19 protein-coding genes are annotated in these 18,346 nt (G+C 37.6%); all 19 read left to right on the forward strand.

Going from position 1 to position 18,346, the window contains the following annotated elements:
* Window positions 1-33 precede the first annotated feature (33 nt).
* The 19 genes from AC3WTJ_RS34325 (at window position 34) to AC3WTJ_RS34415 (ending at window position 18,334) form a co-directional block, all read left to right on the forward strand.
* Complete coding sequence (locus AC3WTJ_RS34325; RefSeq protein WP_492525910.1) at window positions 34-1,905, forward strand: ATP-dependent helicase ComFA; 1,872 nt, start codon at window positions 34-36, stop codon at window positions 1,903-1,905.
* Window positions 1,906-2,676, forward strand: coding sequence for a ComFC family protein (locus AC3WTJ_RS34330; protein ID WP_492525912.1), 771 nt, complete (start codon window positions 1,906-1,908; stop codon window positions 2,674-2,676).
* 106 nt (window positions 2,677-2,782) lie between these two features.
* Window positions 2,783-3,205 carry a TIGR03826 family flagellar region protein gene (locus AC3WTJ_RS34335; RefSeq protein ID WP_492525914.1) on the forward strand — a complete coding sequence of 141 codons (423 nt, stop codon included), beginning with the start codon at window positions 2,783-2,785 and terminating at the stop codon, window positions 3,203-3,205.
* Between the two features lie 112 nt (window positions 3,206-3,317).
* On the forward strand, window positions 3,318-3,590 hold the full coding sequence (gene flgM, locus AC3WTJ_RS34340; RefSeq protein ID WP_407870125.1) for a flagellar biosynthesis anti-sigma factor FlgM: 273 nt from the start codon (window positions 3,318-3,320) through the stop codon (window positions 3,588-3,590).
* Window positions 3,591-3,624: 34 nt separating this feature from the next.
* Window positions 3,625-4,122: a flagellar protein FlgN gene (locus AC3WTJ_RS34345; protein ID WP_492525916.1), complete on the forward strand. Its 498-nt coding sequence runs from the start codon at window positions 3,625-3,627 to the stop codon at window positions 4,120-4,122.
* Between the two features lie 51 nt (window positions 4,123-4,173).
* Window positions 4,174-5,619 carry a flagellar hook-associated protein FlgK gene (gene flgK, locus AC3WTJ_RS34350; RefSeq protein WP_492525918.1) on the forward strand — a complete coding sequence of 482 codons (1,446 nt, stop codon included), beginning with the start codon at window positions 4,174-4,176 and terminating at the stop codon, window positions 5,617-5,619.
* A 35-nt stretch (window positions 5,620-5,654) separates the two neighbouring features.
* On the forward strand, window positions 5,655-6,554 hold the full coding sequence (gene flgL, locus AC3WTJ_RS34355) for a flagellar hook-associated protein FlgL (RefSeq protein WP_492525920.1): 900 nt from the start codon (window positions 5,655-5,657) through the stop codon (window positions 6,552-6,554).
* 25 nt (window positions 6,555-6,579) lie between these two features.
* Entirely contained in the window at window positions 6,580-7,149 is a 570-nt protein-coding gene (locus AC3WTJ_RS34360) for a DUF6470 family protein (protein ID WP_492525922.1), read from the forward strand.
* 72 nt (window positions 7,150-7,221) lie between these two features.
* On the forward strand, window positions 7,222-7,668 hold the full coding sequence (gene fliW, locus AC3WTJ_RS34365; RefSeq protein WP_492525924.1) for a flagellar assembly protein FliW: 447 nt from the start codon (window positions 7,222-7,224) through the stop codon (window positions 7,666-7,668).
* A 5-nt stretch (window positions 7,669-7,673) separates the two neighbouring features.
* Window positions 7,674-7,904, forward strand: a complete 231-nt coding sequence (csrA, locus tag AC3WTJ_RS34370) for a carbon storage regulator CsrA (protein ID WP_407870131.1) — start codon at window positions 7,674-7,676, stop codon at window positions 7,902-7,904.
* 173 nt (window positions 7,905-8,077) lie between these two features.
* A complete protein-coding gene (locus AC3WTJ_RS34375; RefSeq protein ID WP_492525927.1) occupies window positions 8,078-9,706 on the forward strand; it encodes a flagellin N-terminal helical domain-containing protein in 1,629 nt (542 codons plus the stop codon).
* Window positions 9,707-9,796: 90 nt separating this feature from the next.
* Window positions 9,797-10,087 carry a DUF8042 domain-containing protein gene (locus AC3WTJ_RS34380; protein ID WP_492525929.1) on the forward strand — a complete coding sequence of 97 codons (291 nt, stop codon included), beginning with the start codon at window positions 9,797-9,799 and terminating at the stop codon, window positions 10,085-10,087.
* A gap of 22 nt (window positions 10,088-10,109) precedes the next feature.
* Window positions 10,110-12,050: a glycosyltransferase gene (locus AC3WTJ_RS34385; protein WP_492525931.1), complete on the forward strand. Its 1,941-nt coding sequence runs from the start codon at window positions 10,110-10,112 to the stop codon at window positions 12,048-12,050.
* A gap of 28 nt (window positions 12,051-12,078) precedes the next feature.
* A complete protein-coding gene (locus AC3WTJ_RS34390; protein ID WP_492525933.1) occupies window positions 12,079-13,830 on the forward strand; it encodes a TIGR00180 family glycosyltransferase in 1,752 nt (583 codons plus the stop codon).
* A gap of 24 nt (window positions 13,831-13,854) precedes the next feature.
* On the forward strand, window positions 13,855-14,625 hold the full coding sequence (gene rfbF, locus AC3WTJ_RS34395) for a glucose-1-phosphate cytidylyltransferase (protein WP_492525935.1): 771 nt from the start codon (window positions 13,855-13,857) through the stop codon (window positions 14,623-14,625).
* Between the two features lies 1 nt (window position 14,626).
* A complete protein-coding gene (gene rfbG, locus AC3WTJ_RS34400; protein ID WP_492525937.1) occupies window positions 14,627-15,679 on the forward strand; it encodes a CDP-glucose 4,6-dehydratase in 1,053 nt (350 codons plus the stop codon).
* Window positions 15,680-15,692: 13 nt separating this feature from the next.
* Complete coding sequence (locus AC3WTJ_RS34405; protein ID WP_492525939.1) at window positions 15,693-16,925, forward strand: class I SAM-dependent methyltransferase; 1,233 nt, start codon at window positions 15,693-15,695, stop codon at window positions 16,923-16,925.
* The gene (rfbC, locus tag AC3WTJ_RS34410) at window positions 16,926-17,468 is read left to right on the forward strand and encodes a dTDP-4-dehydrorhamnose 3,5-epimerase (protein ID WP_492525941.1); all 543 of its coding nucleotides are present in this window, start codon (window positions 16,926-16,928) and stop codon (window positions 17,466-17,468) included.
* 11 nt (window positions 17,469-17,479) lie between these two features.
* Window positions 17,480-18,334 carry a phytanoyl-CoA dioxygenase family protein gene (locus AC3WTJ_RS34415; RefSeq protein ID WP_492525943.1) on the forward strand — a complete coding sequence of 285 codons (855 nt, stop codon included), beginning with the start codon at window positions 17,480-17,482 and terminating at the stop codon, window positions 18,332-18,334.
* Window positions 18,335-18,346: the final 12 nt, after the last annotated feature.

Consider the following 18,346-nt stretch of genomic DNA (forward strand, 5'->3'; position numbering starts at 1 on the left):
CAGATGGTACTTAAAAAGAGAGTAAGGTGAGCAATGAAGGTTCAACTCTACGCCCTTTGTTTAAATAAAGAGTGGAATTGGCAATTGTCCATTCACCCTATGACAGACATTCAATATTGGTTCGAGCAATACGCAGCCGACGCCGGCCTCGTACTGTTCGAACCTTTTATTTCGTTTGGGCAAGGTGTGCGGCTGCTTAGAAAACTAAAATCTGCAAATTTAAAACAAGCGGTTCAGAACGATGAGAGTATACTGAGGCAGTTCCGCCAGGCGGCAAAAGATTGCGGTTTGCTAAATTGCGACAAAATTGCAATGAAGAAAGTAACATTTAGAGAACAAGGTTTGTTCCCTAGAATGATTTTAGATTATGGAATTTATATAAAGGTTGTATTAGCTTGCAGCGGTAGGACATTGCTTGAAGAGGAATTTGAGCAGCTTTTAAAAGCAACAAATCTAGAACTAGGTGCAGGGGAAGCGTGGATGAGTTATCTTCAGCTAGCTCATCTTAACGGAGATATAAAATTAGAGAATGGGCTGCATATAAAGGAGTACAGGGAATGGCGCCGAGGTTACCAAAAAAGGACGATTTACTCCTGTAAACGGTGCGGAAGTGGTGAGGAGAGCTTGTATTGGTCAGCCTGCCATTTCTGTGGACAAGACTGTCCTTACTGTGAGGCGTGCTTAACTATGGGGCAGGTAAGGTTTTGCTCGTTGCTTATATCGGGAGGGACATCTGAGAATGGAAGGTTAATGATGGAAGACGCGAGACAGTCATTTGAGAATCTGGAAAACTACATCAAGCCATGGGGACTTAGTGATGCTCAGACTAGAGCGTCTCTGGAGGGGCTGCAATTTATTACGGAAGAGAAGGGAAAGGATAAACGCGGACTGCTGGACAAAGAGCCTCGAAAGTTTTTAATCTGGGCCGTTACGGGTGCAGGAAAGACGGAAATGATATTCCCTTTCGTTCACATAACAGTGGCCAACGGAGGGCGAGTGTTGATTGCAACTCCACGAAAAGACGTTGTATTAGAGCTTCAACCAAGAATATCGCGAGCTTTCTCAGACTATAGTGTCGTTACGCTTTATGGTGGTTGCGAGCAGCGGTGGGAGCAAGGGCAAATTACAATTGCCACGACACATCAACTCATGCGTTTTGATGAGGCATTTGATCTTGTCATTATTGATGAAATTGATGCATTCCCATACCATAACAATCCAATGCTTGCTTATGCTGCAGCTAAAGTTTGTAAACGAAGTGGTGTAAATATATTGCTGTCGGCTACACCACCGAAAAGCGTTAGGCAAGCGGCTGAACGAGGCCATTTACCACATGTGCGGGTACCTGTGCGTTTTCATAAAAATCCCCTGCCAGTGCCGGAGCTCATAGCCACCCCAGCCATAAATAAATCTATAAATACTCGAGCTCTGCCTAATTCGTTATTTGCTAAGTTGGTAGCATCAGTGAAGCGAGGTGCACAGTTGTTTGTTTTTGTTCCCAACATTTGCTTGGTGGAGCCCACGGTGGAACTACTAAGGTTAAAGTTTCAAGGGGGTAATATGTTGTGCATTGAGGGGACCTCGTCAAAAGACTCTAACCGAACTGAGAGGGTTCAACGTTTTCGTAACAGGGACATACGAGTCTTGGTGACAACGACGATTTTGGAACGGGGAGTCACTGTTCCTAAATCGGATGTTTTTATCCTAGATGCTGATTCTAAATTATTTGATGAAGCAGCTCTTGTTCAGATGGCGGGGCGTGCGGGTAGATCAAAGGACGACCCGGCTGGAAAGGTTTATTTTGCAGCCAAAGAAATCACAAGATCTCAAAAGGAGGCTATCCGACAAATCGAAAAAATGAATCGCATAGCGCGTAAACGGGGTTATTTTGAAAGGGGGAAGTGAATGAGTGATTGGAAAAATTGGCTAGGCGCAATGAGAGGAAATTTCTTTTCACTGCTCAGTCCGTTAAAGGAAGAGTGCTTGCTGTGCAAACAAGTTAGTTCTGATCGCGTTAAGCAGTTGGGACTTTGTCGTTCGTGTTATTTGAGGATACCGTGGATTCGAGAGGCATTTTGTACGATATGCGGACGAGGAGAGGTATGTTATGACTGTCAAAGAAGGGGACACGCTTATTTTTCAAAAAGCCGCAGTGCTGTGAGATACGATGAAATGATGAAAGAATTATTAGCTCGTTATAAATATCGAGGAGATGAGCGACTAAAGGCTGTAGTTGGCCAAATGCTTGTTCATGCGTATCACTTATTGCAAGAGGAAATGAGAGAGTGTTGTATGAACCCAGCTTCAGTTAAGAAACTTATCACGTTTGTACCTGTCAGTGAACGCAGATTAGTGGAGCGCGGATTTAATCAAGCCGAACAAATGGCTGTTGAATTAGGGAGAAAAGTCGGGCTCCCTGTCGTCCCACTGCTTAAACGTTCGAAACATACAGATAAACAAAGTTTCAAGAATAGGAGTGAGCGTCTGGACGATCTAGTACATGTTTTTGAGATCAACGAGTTGCTGCTTAAACAGCTGATAAGTTGCCAGGCAGCTTCGTACGTCGTATACATCGTAGATGATGTATACACCACAGGGAGTACTATGAATCAGTGTGCAAGGGTTTTAGGCGAATACCTTCCAGCAAAAGTGTTCGGTATTACATGGGCGCGATAGGGCTACAGCCGGGCTCTCGAAAAATAGAGATATGCAAACGCTGTCGGATTGCGGTAAACTGGAATTAAATATTTAGGTATAGGGAACAATAGAAGGGGGCCATATAATGGGCATGAACGTTGCTAATTGTCCACGCTGTGGGAAGATTTTTGTTAAGGGTTTTGCTGAGGTGTGCCCGAATTGCTTGAAAGATTTGGAGCAGCAGTATGATAAATGTCTAAAGTATTTGCGTGCGAACAAAGGCACTACTATAAATGATTTAAGCGAAGCGACGGACGTATCTATTAAGCAAATTACGAAGTTTATTCGTGAGGGTCGGATTTCCATCGTACATGCGCCGAATATGGCTTACCCTTGTGAAGTGTGTGGGACTATGATTCGTGAGAATACGATTTGTGAATCTTGTCGTAGCAAGTTAGTGAAAGATGTTAAGAATAACGCTGAGGATGAGCGGAGAAAAGCAGAGCAGGCAGACAGGGAAAGCAAGATGAGCTTTAAGATTCAAGAACGACTACGTGACCGCCATTAATTTAGAATTAGGACTGTAGAGATATAAAGTTTCATATTGGGGATGCCGATAATAGTTCTAAAGATTATCGGCATTTTGTTTTTCTAGGTCAGAGATATGGGAGTGTTATAGTATGAAAATTAATGACAATCAACGAGTCGGAGCCATTAATCCTTATAAAAAAGCTGGAGATGCGGCATTTACTCAAGCTGCCAGCAAGAAAGGTAAGCTGAAGGATCAAGTTGAGATTTCAGCTGAAGCGAAAGAGCTTTTAGGGGCTTCGGAAACGGCTCGAACGGAAGAACAAAAAATTCGCATCGAACAACTTAAATCATCTGTTGCAGCAGGAACTTACCACGTGGATGCAGGCAAAATTGCAGAAAAAATCCTTCCTTATTTGAAATAAGGAAACACATCATAGATAGAAACAGGTGACGATCATGTCCATACAGACACTGTTGGAAACGATGGAGAAGCTTCAGGAAGCACACGAGGCGCTGCTTGAACTCGCCAAGGCGAAGACGCCGATTCTTGTTAGCAATGATATCGATCAACTGAATATGATTGTTAATCGTGAAAATAAATGGGTGAGAGCGATTGCAGAAGCGAATCAGCAACGGATTCAAATCATCGGCTCTTACTTAATTTCGAGAGGATATAATCCTAACCCCAAGATTACGGTCGGAGATTTAATCAAAGTTATTTTTAAGGCTGAAGAGAAACAGGCGCTTATGGAAGTACAACAGAAGCTGCTTGCTACAATAGAAGTATTGAAGCAAAACAATATCATTAATCAACAGCTAATCGAGCAATCTTTATCATTCGTCAATTATTCGCTTGACTTAGTTATTGGTCCCCCTGAAGATGATCTGGTTTACAGGAATCCGAACCAAGTTAAGAGTGCAAACCGATTAGGCATGTTCGATAGAAGAGGCTAATTATTAAACAGACCAGAATAATCCCAAAAAGGGCATAGGAGAGGGAAAACCATGAGATCGACTTTTGGTGGAATTGAAATATCCAAGCGGGGGATCCTTACACAACAAGCCGCATTGACAACGGCGGGACATAACGTAGCCAATGCTAACACCCCTGGCTTTTCGCGCCAGGTGGTCAAAATGGTTGCGGCAGAACCTATTGAGGCTCTAAGTTTGCAACGATCAACTATCCCAGGTCAAATGGGACAAGGTGTTATGTTTACTGAGGTGGAGCGGATCCGCGAAGCTTTTCTAGACAAGCAATATGCTAATGAGAACAAAAGCTTAGGTGAATGGACGGTTCGTCAAGATACATTAGAAAAGTTGGAAGCAATCATTAATGAGCCTTCGGATACCGGTCTTCGTCAGGTTCTCGATAATTTTTGGAACTCCTGGCAGGAGCTTAGCAAGCAACCGGATAATCTTGAAACAAGGGCCGTCGTTAAGGAAAGTGCTTTGGCTGTAACAGATGCTTTTAACCATGCAGCAAAACAGCTGAAAGACTTAGGTTCTGATTTGAAAGATAATATGACCGTAAAAGTGACACAAGTAGACACGACTTTGAAACAAATTGCCGGACTCAATAATGAAATTTTCCGTGTTGAAGGCCTCGGTAACAATGCTAACGACCTTCGTGACCAACGGGATTTGCTTGTTGACGAGTTATCCAAAGTAATCAATGTTAGCGTGCAAGAGGAGTCAGGCGGCTACCATGTCAAAATGGGGAACCAGGATCTTGTGGTTGCGAACGAAGCAACGGAGTTTACGAGTGACTTAGCTAGCGGAGCATATCCGGCTGATTTGAACAGCGGCGAGCTGTATGGCTTGATGTTATCGGATCAACGTTATGTAACGGAGTATAAAAATCAATTGAACTCAATGGTTTCGACCATCGTAACTGCCGTTAATGATATGCATAAGCAAGGGTATACGCTACAGGATCCTCCAACCAAAGGAGGGGACTTCTTTGTACCGATTACAGACTTTAATACAGCTGCAGAAACAGTGCAAGTAAGCTCGAATATTACGGATAATGTGGAGCGAATTGCCGCTTCAGGCAAGACATATACAGATGCTAACGGTGTGGAACGAGTGGTAAAAGGTAACAATGAGCTAGCTTTGAAACTCGCTAATATTAAGAATACGAAGTACAACTTTGATGGCTCAGGTGTCACTAAAATTATCCTTAATGGTGGCACATTCGACGAATTCCTTCGCGCGGTAGTGTCAGAAATCGGAGTTCAAACGCAAGAGGCACAGCGCCAGGTATCCAATCAGAAAATACTAGTAGATCAAGTAGATGCTAGACGTCAATCAGTCAGTGGTGTTTCACTGGATGAAGAAATGGCGGACATGATTAAATACCAACATGCATATAATGCGGCTGCCCGTTCACTAACCACTTTCGACGAAATGTTGGACAAAGTAATTAACTCAATGGGAACTGTAGGCAGATAAAAAGCTAGATACAATGGATATGGGGTGAAATTACAATGGCATTACGCGTTACGCAAGGCATGCTTAATACACAGTTGCTACGTAATTTAAATTCGAATCTAACTAGGATGGACAAGTTGCAGGATCAACTTTCAACAGGCCGCAAAATCAATAAACCATCAGATGATCCGGTTGGAATTAGTTTCTCAATGCGTTATCGCAGTGAACTTGATACCAATGATCAGTATCAGAGAAATGTAGATGCTACGGTGTCTTTCCTGGATTATACAGATACTATGTTAGATCAGACGGGCAGCGTTTTACAAAGGGCCCGTGAGCTAGCTGTATCAGCCGCTAATGGGACCAACTCAGAGGACTCGTTAAGTGCTATGAAAACCGAAATTGATCAATTGTATGGTCAGTTAACCAATATTGGGAACAGCCAATTCAACGGGAAGTTCGTTTTTAATGGACAAATTACAGACAAGGCTCCCTTCCCTGATCCGGATAACGCAGCCAATGCTGTAACCGATAACGGTGAAATTAAATTTGAAATTGGTGCAGGCGTTCAAATCGCAATGAATAAAACGGCTGAACAAATATTTGGTACTTCAGGCATGCAGGATAATGCTTTCCAGATTTTAAAGGATTTATCTACTTCACTTGCTTCCGGTAACACTGCGGGCATTCAAAAATCCATTGAACTTATGGATACACGAATGAGCGGAGTGTTGGGTGCTAGAGCAGATATTGGAGCTAAGACGAACCGGGTTCAACTTGCTGAAAACAGACTCGATGATATCGGCATTAACCTACAAAGTCTACAGTCCAAAACCGAAGATGCAGATATGTCGCTTGTTATCACAAACTTGAAAATGGAAGAAAACGTGTACCAAGCCTCACTGTCTGCTGGGTCTAAGGTTATTGTGCCTACATTAGTTGATTTTCTGCGTTAATATTCTCGCTTAGGAGGCTGTTGTGATGCCTAGTATTCCTCAAATACAAATAAGCCAGCAGCCCGCTCTTATCGGGATCGACGCAGATCTTGGGCAGCAAGATATCCGCCAGCCTCGACCTACTTATGAGATGCAAGTGGATAGGCCAAAACAAGACATCCGTCAGCCTCGGGGCGAACTCGAAATAGATCAGAGTCGTGCCTGGGATGCGCTAGGTCAAGGTCCAATTCTTACGGCTCTAAGTCGTATTTATTCGCAAAGCCATGAAATTGCCATGCAAGGAATTGCACGTAGAGTTGAAGATGGGAATCGTATGGCTGCAATTCACTTAGGTGGGAATGCCATAGCTGAAATTGCGAAAGAATTAAGTATTAGCCGTTCACAGTTCGACTATTACGGCGAAGCAAGCTATGATAATGTCGATATTACCTACACTGCACATAAAGCGGAAATTAACGTTACGGATGGAAAAGTTAACGTAAATGCGCAAGTTAATAAACCTGAGATTGACTACAATCGCGGGAAGCTTGATATTTACATGAGACAATACCCCAAGGTGGAAATTACACCACCACAAATTGATTTCAAAACCTAATGCGTTATAATCAGGCTATAGATGATTTCTATGGCTTTTTTTATTTTAAAATGGATCGAAGGAGCTTGAGATATGCACATTTCGACGTTATTTTTTGGCGAGTTAGCCGTTCAAGAGTCCGAAGTCTTCACGTTTGCACAAGGTGTTCCAGGATTTGAGGGTTTAACACAATTTATTTTGGTTCAACCTGAAGATAGTGCTCCATTTTCATATATTCAATCTGTTCAGAATGGTGATCTTTCCTTCCTTGTAGTTGATCCTTTTTTATTTTTTAAGGAGTATGATATTCTTCTGCCGGACAACTTACAGGAAGAGTTAAAAATTGAGAAGCCCGAAGATATACTAGTATGGTCAGTTGTAACAGTAAATAGCGACTTCACTAAATGTACGATGAATCTTTTGGCACCGATTATTTGGAATGTGAAAGAAAAACTAGCTAAACAAATTATTCTACATGACTCTGAATATAACATTAAACATGAGATTGTGTTGGGTGAAGCAGCGCAAGTGGAGGGGTGAGGAGCATGCTAGTCTTGGCAAGGAAAAAAGGCGAGTCCATCATGATCGGCGATCAGATTGAAATCGTTATTCTCGGAAGTGAGGGAGACACGATTCGTGTCGGAATAAAGGCCCCGAAACAAGTGGAAGTGTTTCGAAAAGAAATTTATCAGCATATTCAGGAATCGAATAAGGAAGCTACGGCTAGTTCAATTAGTCCTATGAACCTAAGCAAGCTGATTAATAAATCGAAGTGAAAGAAATGTCGACCACGAGTCGACATTTTTTTTACTTTAGCTATAAACTTTCTGGAAAGCTCCGACGATATATATATCAATGGGATAGTAAGCTGGGCGGCCGACCCGCTTGCAAACCTACAAATAAATCCACATGGACGTGGATCAAACGAACCTTCAGGAGGAAGAAAATAATGAGAATTAATCACAATATCGCAGCAGCGAACACTCACCGTCAATTGACTGGTAACACAGCAGCAGCAAGCAAATCCCTTGAGAAATTGTCTTCCGGTCTTCGCATCAACCGCGCTGGCGACGATGCAGCAGGTCTAGCAATCTCCGAGAAAATGAGAGCTCAAATCCGCGGTTTGGATATGGCTGCTAAAAATGCTCAAGACGGTATCTCCTTGATTCAAACAGCTGAGGGTGCATTGAACGAAACTCACTCCATCCTTCAACGTATGCGCGAATTGGCTGACCAATCCGCAAACGGAACGAACACAGCTGACGACCGTGCAGCTCTTCAAGAAGAGGTTAAACAACTTAAAGACGAAATCGACCGTATTGGTAACACAACTGAGTTCAATACTCAAAAATTACTGAATGGTGCTCTTAAATCCGTTGGTGGTGCCAACGTAGCCCAAGACACTACAAATGGTTCAGTAATTGCTAAATTGACTGAAGGTAAACTTGCGGCATCCGTTGCAATGGGTACACAAGTTGGTACATCGAATTATGTTAAAGAGACTTTAACTGTTGACGGAAGTGAAATTGAAGTTAACTGGCAGAACCTGACTACAGATGAGAAAGCAATTCTTACTGGAATTAGTTCCACAGATACAACTTCCCAAAATAAGGCCAAAGATTTGATTGTTAACAAAATCAATGAAGCAATTGATGCATCTGGTAAAAATACTGCTCATATCACTGGATATGTAGATTCCGCTGGTAAACTTGTACTTCAAAGTGGAACTAAAGGTGTAGATTCACAAGTAGGTATTGCTACTGGTTCAGGTACTGGTGTTGTAACTGCATTATCCGGTAGAGCTGCTGGGAACAAAGGTACAGTTGGAACAAGTGTTTACAATGGCCAAAGCATCGCTGCGGGATCTAAATTCGAAATGAAATTAAATGGTATTACACTTCAAATTTCTGTTGCTGCTGCTACTGGTGGTACAACGTCGATGGCTAGTCTTGCAGCAAATCTTGAGGCTGCCATTAAAGTTGCTGTTGATAACTATAACACTACTGTTTCTCATAAAACTAAAGGTCAAGAAGGTTTCATCGAAGATATCAAAGTTAATTCTTCTAAAGATGGCCGTCTGAATGTTGTTGGACAAAATGGACCAGTAACGTTCAATGATACTGATGGAAATACTACTGTTTCTGATCTTGGTCTATCTCAAGCACAAACAGAAGCTGCTGGTAACGGTGGTGTTTCATTCCAAATTGGCGCAAACCGTGGCCAAACAATTAGCTTTGGGATTGGAGATATGCGTACGGCAGCCCTTGGTTTATCTAATGTTGATATTTCATCAGCTGCTACAGCATCCTCTGCCCTTACGTCATTAGATAGCGCAATTAAAAATGTATCATCCCAACGTTCCAAAATGGGTGCTGTACAAAACCGTTTGGAGCACACAATTAATAACTTACAAACAGCTTCCGAAAACCTGACTTCCGCTGAGTCCCGTATTCGTGACGTTGATATGGCGAAAGAAATGATGGATTTCACGAAAAACAACATTCTTTCTCAAGCTGCTCAAGCTATGTTGGCTCAAGCAAATCAACAACCGCAGGGCGTCCTGCAATTGTTGAGATAATAAATAAGCTAGCGATAAAAGGCTCTGGGGTACCAGAGCCTTTTATATTACTAATATAGTTACCTATTTTATTTGAAAAGGGGATATATGATGGAATTCAAGCAAATTCTTAAAGATGCTATAGCGCGGATGGCTAGTATTAAAGATGAATTATTTAAATCAGGAGATATAAATGAGTTGATTATTTCTTATGTCGAGCTCTTTACGAAGATTGCAACAGCTATTCAAGAACTGGAAAGTGAAAAGGTAGATTTAGAAGAATATAATGAAAAGCTAACAAAACTGTTAGGCTCATTAGAAATTCAGGATTATGATTTATTTGCAGATATTATCGAATTTGAAGTAAAACCATTACTGGAATACTGGCAAAGTGTTGTATAAATAAATTCCTACGGGTGATGAGATGATGAAACATGCTTACAAGCTAAGTATTTGTATGATGGTTAAGAATGAAGAGAACAATCTTAACCGTTGTTTAGCTAGCCTGGAAATTCTTTTGAAAAGATCAGATGTAGAGCTTATCATTGTTGATACTGGTTCATCAGATAGTACTATTGAAATTGCCTCTAAATATACTTCGAAAGTCCATCATCATTTATGGAATAATAATTTTTCTGAAATGCGTAATATAACGATCTCTTACGCGAAAGGTGAATGGATTCTGATTCTCGACGCAGATGAAGAAATTTTAGATCAAGCCCAGTTGACTGGACTTTTAAAAGATCCTCGTCTTAATAAATTTAATACCGTTCAATTTAGTATGCATGATTATGTGAAGTCCACGGATGATTCTAATTATTTAAAATACAATTCTTATCGAATGTTCAGGAATGACGGAACATTTAATTATAAAGGGGCAGTACATAATCAGCCTAATATGAAGGGTCCGATATTAATTGCACCCGTCGTTTTAAACCATTACGGATATCAATTTGATAACAAGGAGCTACTTGAGCGGAAATTTCAAAGAACAGCTTCTATATTACAGAGCGAATTAGAAAAAGAACCTAATAACATTTACTATCGATATCAATTAGCGAATAGCTATTATATACATGATGATTTAATGGAAGCGTTAGATGAGATTCGGATAGCATATGCTAACATGAAAGAGTTAACCTTAGAACAAAGAGTTAAACATCCATATGTTTATGCTGAATACGCTAGAGAAAGTTATGCTAATCGTCAATACAATGAATGCATTGAAATATGCCAAGAAGGTATTATGTTAATACCGGATTATATTGATTTACATCATTATATTAGTTTAGCCTATCGTGTTCTTAATAAACCAGATAAGTCAATAGAACATGCCCATAGACATCTGGAATTAGCCAATTCCTTTGATAAATTGGAGATAACTAAAGAAGCTAGTGTCATAATGATGTGCGCAGATTTATATTCAATAAACTCAAGTTACACTATCTTAACTAGTCAGTATTATGAACTCGGTGAGTATAGATATGCATTAGAATTTGCTATGAAAATGCAAGATTCGGAAAAGAAATACGAGTTTTTATTATTAATATATATTCAGACAAATGAATTTGAAGCTATTTATAATAATTTTTTAAAACTCAATGATGATAATCAAGTGAAAGGGAATTATGTCAGGAAGTTAGAACAACATAGAACTACGCTGAGTGTTCAACAGAAAGCTGAAATTGAGAGACTTTTTGCTCAAGGCGACGATGACTATGCCTTTTTACAAAAAATCAGATCTGGTGGTAATAGTGAATTAGGCGAAATTCTAACAGTAGAATTTATAAAATCTATTAACTTTAATGAAAAAGAGTTATTTTATGGTGATGTATTTACACATTTTGAACGTGATAGAAAGGAAATATTATCTGCATTTAAAAAAATAAAAAATAATAAGCTAAAGCAATATATACAGTATTTAACTAGCCATTATTCTATAGTAGAACATCAATTAATTTCATATTTGGTTAGCGAAAATATAAGACCTAATGATTATGATGCAAACCGAGTATATGCTTGTATTGCAAACGTCTTGTTTTTAACAGAAATTGAAGCGGCGAAAAATGAAAATAGAAAAGTTCAGACGCTTTATCTTGATGTTTTCGAAAAATATGTAGATAGAAGTATTTGTAAACTTTCTCAGATATTCAAATTAGATAAGATGCGACTCTATTATTCAACACTAGATGATGCTGAAGATCAATATTTTATGTTACTGCACTTCGCACAAGAAGCAATACAGAAAATGAATTATCAATTGGCAGTTAAATATATTAGAGAAGCCGTAGAAACTTATCCTTATTTAACTTTGGCAATGTCAAATTATCAAGACAAATTATTTAAATTTACGATGTCCAATTAAGTCTATTTTATAGTAAAGGGTGCAACCTTTGAAAAAAATTCTTGAGAAGATAATAGAAAGTAAAAATGGGATTAAGGCGCTTATTGAGGAAGGAAATATTGAACTAGCAAAATCAAAAGTGAACGAATATGCAAGAATAATGCCAGGTGATGTTGAAATTTATTCTATGCAAGCAATAATTGCTATCTTAGAAGGCGATCTAAATGATGCTAAACGAATATTAGAAATTGGTTTGAGTAACGATTGCTATAATTTTGATTTAACGTATAACATGGCTTACGTTTTTGAAATTAGCGGTAATTTCCTTGATGCATTTATATATTATAAAAAAGCTAGGAATTTAGTTTTTTTTGAAACTGAAAGACGACTAGAATTGGAACAAATAATAGTAAAAATTCAACGTGCATTGTTGGAGAGCAATTACTCAAAGACTGAAGAATATATCTTCTCAAAAACTGATCGTAATATCTTGATAATCGATTTTGATCTAAAGAAAGAGACAAATGAATTTGCGAAATTATTATCAGAACTTTCATTCAATGTCGACTTGGCATATACAGGCCAACAACCCGAAGTGATTTTTCCTGATAATCAACTTTTTTACAGAAAAATGATTAGATTCAGCACTATCCAGGATTTAAAACAATATATTTTACATTATAATTTTGATATTATACACGCTATAAGCTTGCCTAAAGTTTATCAATTGCAACTAAAAGACTTAAGTGAGCATATTATTTATGATGATTCAAATCTAATCGCTATCAAAAACATTTCAGATATATTGGAGGTATATTCATCATATCAATCAGATTTGAAGAGTAAAAAGTCAACAGAAATAAACGAAAATAATACAATTCTTATACCAACTTATAATAGACCACTGTATCTTGAAAGACTTCTTGCATACTTTAGTGATTTCAAAGAACTTAAGCCGAAAATTATTGTTCTAGATTCAAGCAAAGAAGATAGCAAACAACAGAACAGGCTGACGGTGAAGAAGTTCAGTACCTTGAATCTCAGCTATATTGAATTTGAGAGTAGTAAGGATTTTTATGAAAAGTTAAATTTTGGATTAGAGATGTTAGATACTAAATATGTATGTTTATGTGCTGATGATGACTTTCTAACCGAGCAGGGAATTATAACATCTCTAAAAATGCTTGAGCATGATGAAGACTTATTCACCGTAAAGGGGAAAAATCTGTATTATATTGAGACAATGTCCAAATTAAAAGAATATGACTTCTTTAATGGACTTTATGATAAAGACCCAATTAAAAGGCTCGTGGATATTACTAAGGGGTTTGTTCCGTCATTAATCTATCAAGTGTTTAGGTCAGATAGATATAAAGCAATGTATTCTTTTATAATTAATAATAAGGAAACAATGCCTCTAAATACCACCTTTCAAGAGTACCTAATGTATTTTATGGTGATCATCTCTGGGAGAGTAGGTCAAGTTGTAGTTGATTTGAATGTCAGAATAAAAGGTGAAATAAGGGAAGTAGAGATTCCTAATTTTCCTCATGCGATCGTGGATGGAAGTTTCAATATTGATTTTAAAAAATTTAAAGAATATTTAAGAAACTATCTTCTTTATTTTCAAATTCCGGTCGAACATTATGATTTGCAGATTGATTCGATTTTTTCGAGTTTTTTAAATAAGTTTTTAAATGTCGACAATAAATATATTGTTTTAAAGAACGGTGAATATGATTTAAAGAAACTAGAGATTGGTATGCGAAGTAGTTGGGTATGGCCGAGTACATTAAGATAATAAAATTTGTAAAGTGGTGGAGTCATGAAGGCTGTAATCTTAGCTGGGGGATATGGAACAAGAATAAGTGAAGAAACACATTTAAAGCCAAAGCCAATGATTGAGATAGGTGGCAAACCAATCATTTGGCATATTATGAAGATATATTCCTATTATGGAATTAACGATTTTATTATTTGTCTTGGCTACAAAGGATATTACGTCAAAGAGTATTTCGCGAATTATTATATGCATACTTCTGATGTGACATTTGATCTTAGTAATAACAGTATGGAAGTCCACAGGAACAATGGAGAACGATGGAAAGTTACGTTAGTTGATACTGGTGAGCATACAATGACCGCGGGTAGGTTAAAGAGAATTGAAAAATATATTGGTGATGAAACATTTTGTTTTACTTATGGTGATGGTGTAAGTGATGTAGACATAAATAAGCTAATCGATTTTCACAAAACTAAGGGAACAATAGCAACAATGACAGCAATCCAGCCTCCTGGAAGATTTGGCGCAATTAACCTTGATAATGATTCCATTATTGCTTTTAAAGAAAAACCACAAGGTGATGGTAACTGGATTAATGGTGGTTTTTTTGTATTAGAGCCTGATGTATTTCAATATATTCATGGTGATCAAGACATCTGGGAGAGAGATCCTTTAGAGTCAATATCTAGAATTGGACAATTATCAGCATATAGACATACAAACTTCTGGCATCCAATGGATACCTTGCGCGATAAAATGAAATTGGAAGAATTATGGGATTCCCAAAATGCACCATGGAAGGTATGGTCCTGAGATGTATCCATTTTGGAAAAATAAGAGGGTTTTAATTACGGGTCACTCAGGTTTTAAGGGAAGTTGGTTATCAATTTGGTTAAATTCTCTTGGGGCTGATGTAACAGGATTTTCATTAAATCCCCCTACCTCTGAGAATCTGTATGAGAAGGCTTCTGTTCATTCGTGTACTCGCTCAATTATTGGAGATATAAGAGATTACAGCAAGCTATCGAAAGTTATAATAGATAACAAACCAGAGATTATATTTCATTTAGCTGCACAACCAATAGTAAGAAAATCATATGATAACCCAGTTGAAACTTATAGTACCAATGTACTGGGGACCGTTAACTTATTCGAGGCTACAAGACTTTCTAATACAACAAAAGTAATAATAAATGTTACTAGCGATAAATGCTATGAAAATAACGAGAATTTATATTGGGGGTTCAGAGAGACCGATCCTGTTGGTGGTAGTGACCCTTATAGTGCAAGCAAGGCATGTGCTGAAATTATAACAAATAGTTACCGTAAATCTTTCTTTAATACGAGTACTTCGTTACAAGTGTCATCAGCTAGAGCTGGAAATGTAATAGGTGGAGGGGATTGGGCAGATGGGCGTCTTGTTCCTGATTTAATAAAGTCAATAAATGATAAAAGAAGTATTATACTTAGATATCCTCACGCAATACGCCCTTGGCAACACGTATTAGATCCGTTGAATGGGTATCTGCTATTAGCAAAAATGATGTGGGAAAGTAGTGATTATTCGCAAAGTTGGAACTTTGGTCCGACATCTGAGAATTTTGTATCCGTTTCGGATATAACCGAAAAAATAGCGAGTATTTGGGGTTCAAGTTTAACCTGGAAGCTTGAAACTGGAAATAATCCATATGAAGCAACAATTCTAAAACTAGATTGCTCGAAAGCAATACTGGCTCTTGGCTGGAAGCCAAAACTTTCTCTAGATAAATGTTTACAGTGGACAGTAGATTGGTACAAAAAGGACCTCGAAGGTAAAAATATGCAAGAGATCACTAGAAATCAAATTAATGACTTTATGGAACTTTGAAGGAGTATTAAAGATGACGACAAGAACGTGTAGATTTTGTAAACATGTGATAAGCCATACTTTTGTTAATTTGGGGATGACTCCATTAGCGAATTCTTACCTGAAAAAAGCAGAGTTAAATAAAAAAGAAACTTTTTATCCACTACACGTTTTTGTTTGTGAACAATGTTTTTTAGTTCAATTGGAAGAATTTGAATCGCCAGAAAAAATATTCAGCGATTATGCCTACTTTAGCTCATATTCACAAACTTGGTTGGATCATGCTGAACAATACGCAAACAAAATGATTACGCAGTATAATATCTCCGATAATTCATTGGTAGTGGAGATTGCTAGTAACGATGGATATTTATTAAAGAATTTCAAAAAACAGAGTATTAATGTCTTAGGGATTGAACCTGCTGCTAACGTAGCGGAAGTAGCAATAAGTAAGGGTATTCCAACAAGAATTTCTTTCTTTGGAGAAGTTTTAGCAAAGGAACTTATTCAAGAGGGCATGAAAGCTGACTTATTAATTGGCAATAATGTTCTTGCTCATGTTCCAAATTTATGTGATTTTATATATGGCATCAAATTAATCCTGAATAACAGTGGTATTGTTACATTGGAGTTCCCTCATTTAGTTAAATTGTTTAATGAAAACCAATTCGATACTATATATCATGAGCATTTTTCCTATTTTTCACTTACCACTATCAGCATTATTCTAAAGAGATATCAACTAGTCGTGTTTGACGTAGAACTATTAAATACCCATGGTGGCTCATTGAGAATATATATTAAACATGAGGATGATTTTTCAAAAACAATTAGTTCTAATGTTAAAATTTTACAAGAATATGAAGATAATATAGGGATTAGTCAAATAGAGACTTACTTTAACTTCCAGCAGAAGGTTATGGAAACGAAAAGAACCTTATTATCATTTTTAATTGGAGAAAAAAGAAAAGGGAAAAGAATAGTTGGTTATGGAGCTCCAGCTAAGGGAAATACCTTGTTGAACTATTGTGGAATTAAAGAGGATTTTATTGATTACACAGTAGATAAAAATCCGCATAAACAAGGCCTTTATTTACCAGGCACTCATATAGAAATAAAGTCTCCAGAAGAAATTTTTAATACAAAACCGGACTATTTACTTATACTTCCATGGAATATAAAGAATGAAATTATGCAGCAAACATCATTTATTAGAGAATGGGGTGGTAAATATATAGTGCCAATTCCCACATTAGAGGTACTTTAAATGATATTTACGAAGACACAATTACCTGATGTATACATAATTGAAATTGAAAGACATTCAGACGAGAGAGGGTACTTTGCTCGAACTTTCTGCCAAGATGAATTTCATTCAAATGGAATTGAAACCGAATTCGTACAGACTAATTTATCCTTCAATAAGAAGAAGGGTACCTTACGAGGTATGCATTTCCAACAGAAACCTTACGAAGAGGACAAATTAATTTTGTGTACGAAAGGCGCGATTTATGATGTAATAATAGATTTGCGAACGGATTCTCCCACTTATAAGAATTGGATTTCAGTTGAACTTTCCGAACAAAGCAACAAGTTAATATATATTCCGAAGGGCTTTGCTCATGGGTTTCAAACATTGGAGGACAACACAATTCTTATTTATCAAATGGGTGAATTTTATAAACCTGAGTTTTCAAGAGGAATAAAGTGGAATGACCCTGCATTTCAAGTAATTTGGCCACTTTCAGATCCAATTGTTTCAGTAAAGGATACTATGTTTCCAGTTTTTGATGAGGATAATTTGAGGTGACTAATAATATAATGAGCGGATTATATCCAGATTTACTTACAGATGAACAAGTAAATGAATTTCATACTAATGGTATCCTTGTTATTAAATCCTTTTATGATATCAAAAATGAAATAGAGCCTATACAACGTAGCATTTATAGTATTATTGGAATATTAATTAAAAAATATAAATTATCCTTCGAACAGGCTATATTTTCAACTGAAAATTTTGATTCAGGATATACTGAACTTATTGCTAACGACCGAAAAATTGGTGGTGAAATATATGATGCAATAAAACAAATACCTGCCTTTATTCGCTTAGTATCGAATTTGAAGCATGAATCTATAATTTCCCAATTACGCCAGACTAGTCTTACAGGAATAGCAGCTGGTGGTTATGGAATTAGGATAGATAATCCTAATGAAGAAAAATATAGAGCTGGATGGCATCAGGACTATCCTGCACAGTTCCGGAGTTTGGACGGTATAGTTTTCTGGAGTCCATTAGTTGAAATAACTGAAAAGTTGGGACCAGTGCAATTTTGTCTTAGATCCCATAAAGATGGTTTAGTACCTGTTTATACAAAAGATGCAAAAAATCCTGAAAAATCGGGTGCTTATAGCTTAACCTTAAAAGACGAAGAAATAACAATTGGTAAATATCATATTACTGCACCTTTATCAGAGCCCGGAGATTTAATATTAATTGATTTTCTTACACTTCATGCTTCTGGTTATAACAATGGTTCACGTTCAAGGTGGTCCATGCAGATGAGATATTTTAATTTTAATGAGATTACTGGTCAACAAATTTCATGGTCAGGGTCATTTGCAGCTGGAAAGTCTATTAATGAAGTGCATCCTGAGCTTTTAGCTGACTAGAATGGAGAATCA

The organism is Paenibacillus sp. FW101-FHT12H11 (assembly GCF_058790355.1).

Coding starts and splice junctions, on each gene's coding strand:
- AC3WTJ_RS34405 (WP_492525939.1), top strand. CDS start 15,693: ATGACGACAAGAACGTGTAGATTTTGTAAACATGTGATAAGCCATACT.
- AC3WTJ_RS34380 (WP_492525929.1), top strand. CDS start 9,797: ATGGAATTCAAGCAAATTCTTAAAGATGCTATAGCGCGGATGGCTAGT.
- rfbG (WP_492525937.1), top strand. CDS start 14,627: ATGTATCCATTTTGGAAAAATAAGAGGGTTTTAATTACGGGTCACTCA.
- AC3WTJ_RS34335 (WP_492525914.1), top strand. CDS start 2,783: ATGGGCATGAACGTTGCTAATTGTCCACGCTGTGGGAAGATTTTTGTT.
- AC3WTJ_RS34385 (WP_492525931.1), top strand. CDS start 10,110: ATGATGAAACATGCTTACAAGCTAAGTATTTGTATGATGGTTAAGAAT.
- AC3WTJ_RS34345 (WP_492525916.1), top strand. CDS start 3,625: ATGTCCATACAGACACTGTTGGAAACGATGGAGAAGCTTCAGGAAGCA.
- fliW (WP_492525924.1), top strand. CDS start 7,222: ATGCACATTTCGACGTTATTTTTTGGCGAGTTAGCCGTTCAAGAGTCC.
- AC3WTJ_RS34325 (WP_492525910.1), top strand. CDS start 34: ATGAAGGTTCAACTCTACGCCCTTTGTTTAAATAAAGAGTGGAATTGG.
- AC3WTJ_RS34415 (WP_492525943.1), top strand. CDS start 17,480: ATGAGCGGATTATATCCAGATTTACTTACAGATGAACAAGTAAATGAA.
- AC3WTJ_RS34375 (WP_492525927.1), top strand. CDS start 8,078: ATGAGAATTAATCACAATATCGCAGCAGCGAACACTCACCGTCAATTG.
- flgK (WP_492525918.1), top strand. CDS start 4,174: ATGAGATCGACTTTTGGTGGAATTGAAATATCCAAGCGGGGGATCCTT.
- csrA (WP_407870131.1), top strand. CDS start 7,674: ATGCTAGTCTTGGCAAGGAAAAAAGGCGAGTCCATCATGATCGGCGAT.
- rfbC (WP_492525941.1), top strand. CDS start 16,926: ATGATATTTACGAAGACACAATTACCTGATGTATACATAATTGAAATT.
- flgL (WP_492525920.1), top strand. CDS start 5,655: ATGGCATTACGCGTTACGCAAGGCATGCTTAATACACAGTTGCTACGT.
- flgM (WP_407870125.1), top strand. CDS start 3,318: ATGAAAATTAATGACAATCAACGAGTCGGAGCCATTAATCCTTATAAA.
- AC3WTJ_RS34330 (WP_492525912.1), top strand. CDS start 1,906: ATGAGTGATTGGAAAAATTGGCTAGGCGCAATGAGAGGAAATTTCTTT.
- AC3WTJ_RS34360 (WP_492525922.1), top strand. CDS start 6,580: ATGCCTAGTATTCCTCAAATACAAATAAGCCAGCAGCCCGCTCTTATC.
- rfbF (WP_492525935.1), top strand. CDS start 13,855: ATGAAGGCTGTAATCTTAGCTGGGGGATATGGAACAAGAATAAGTGAA.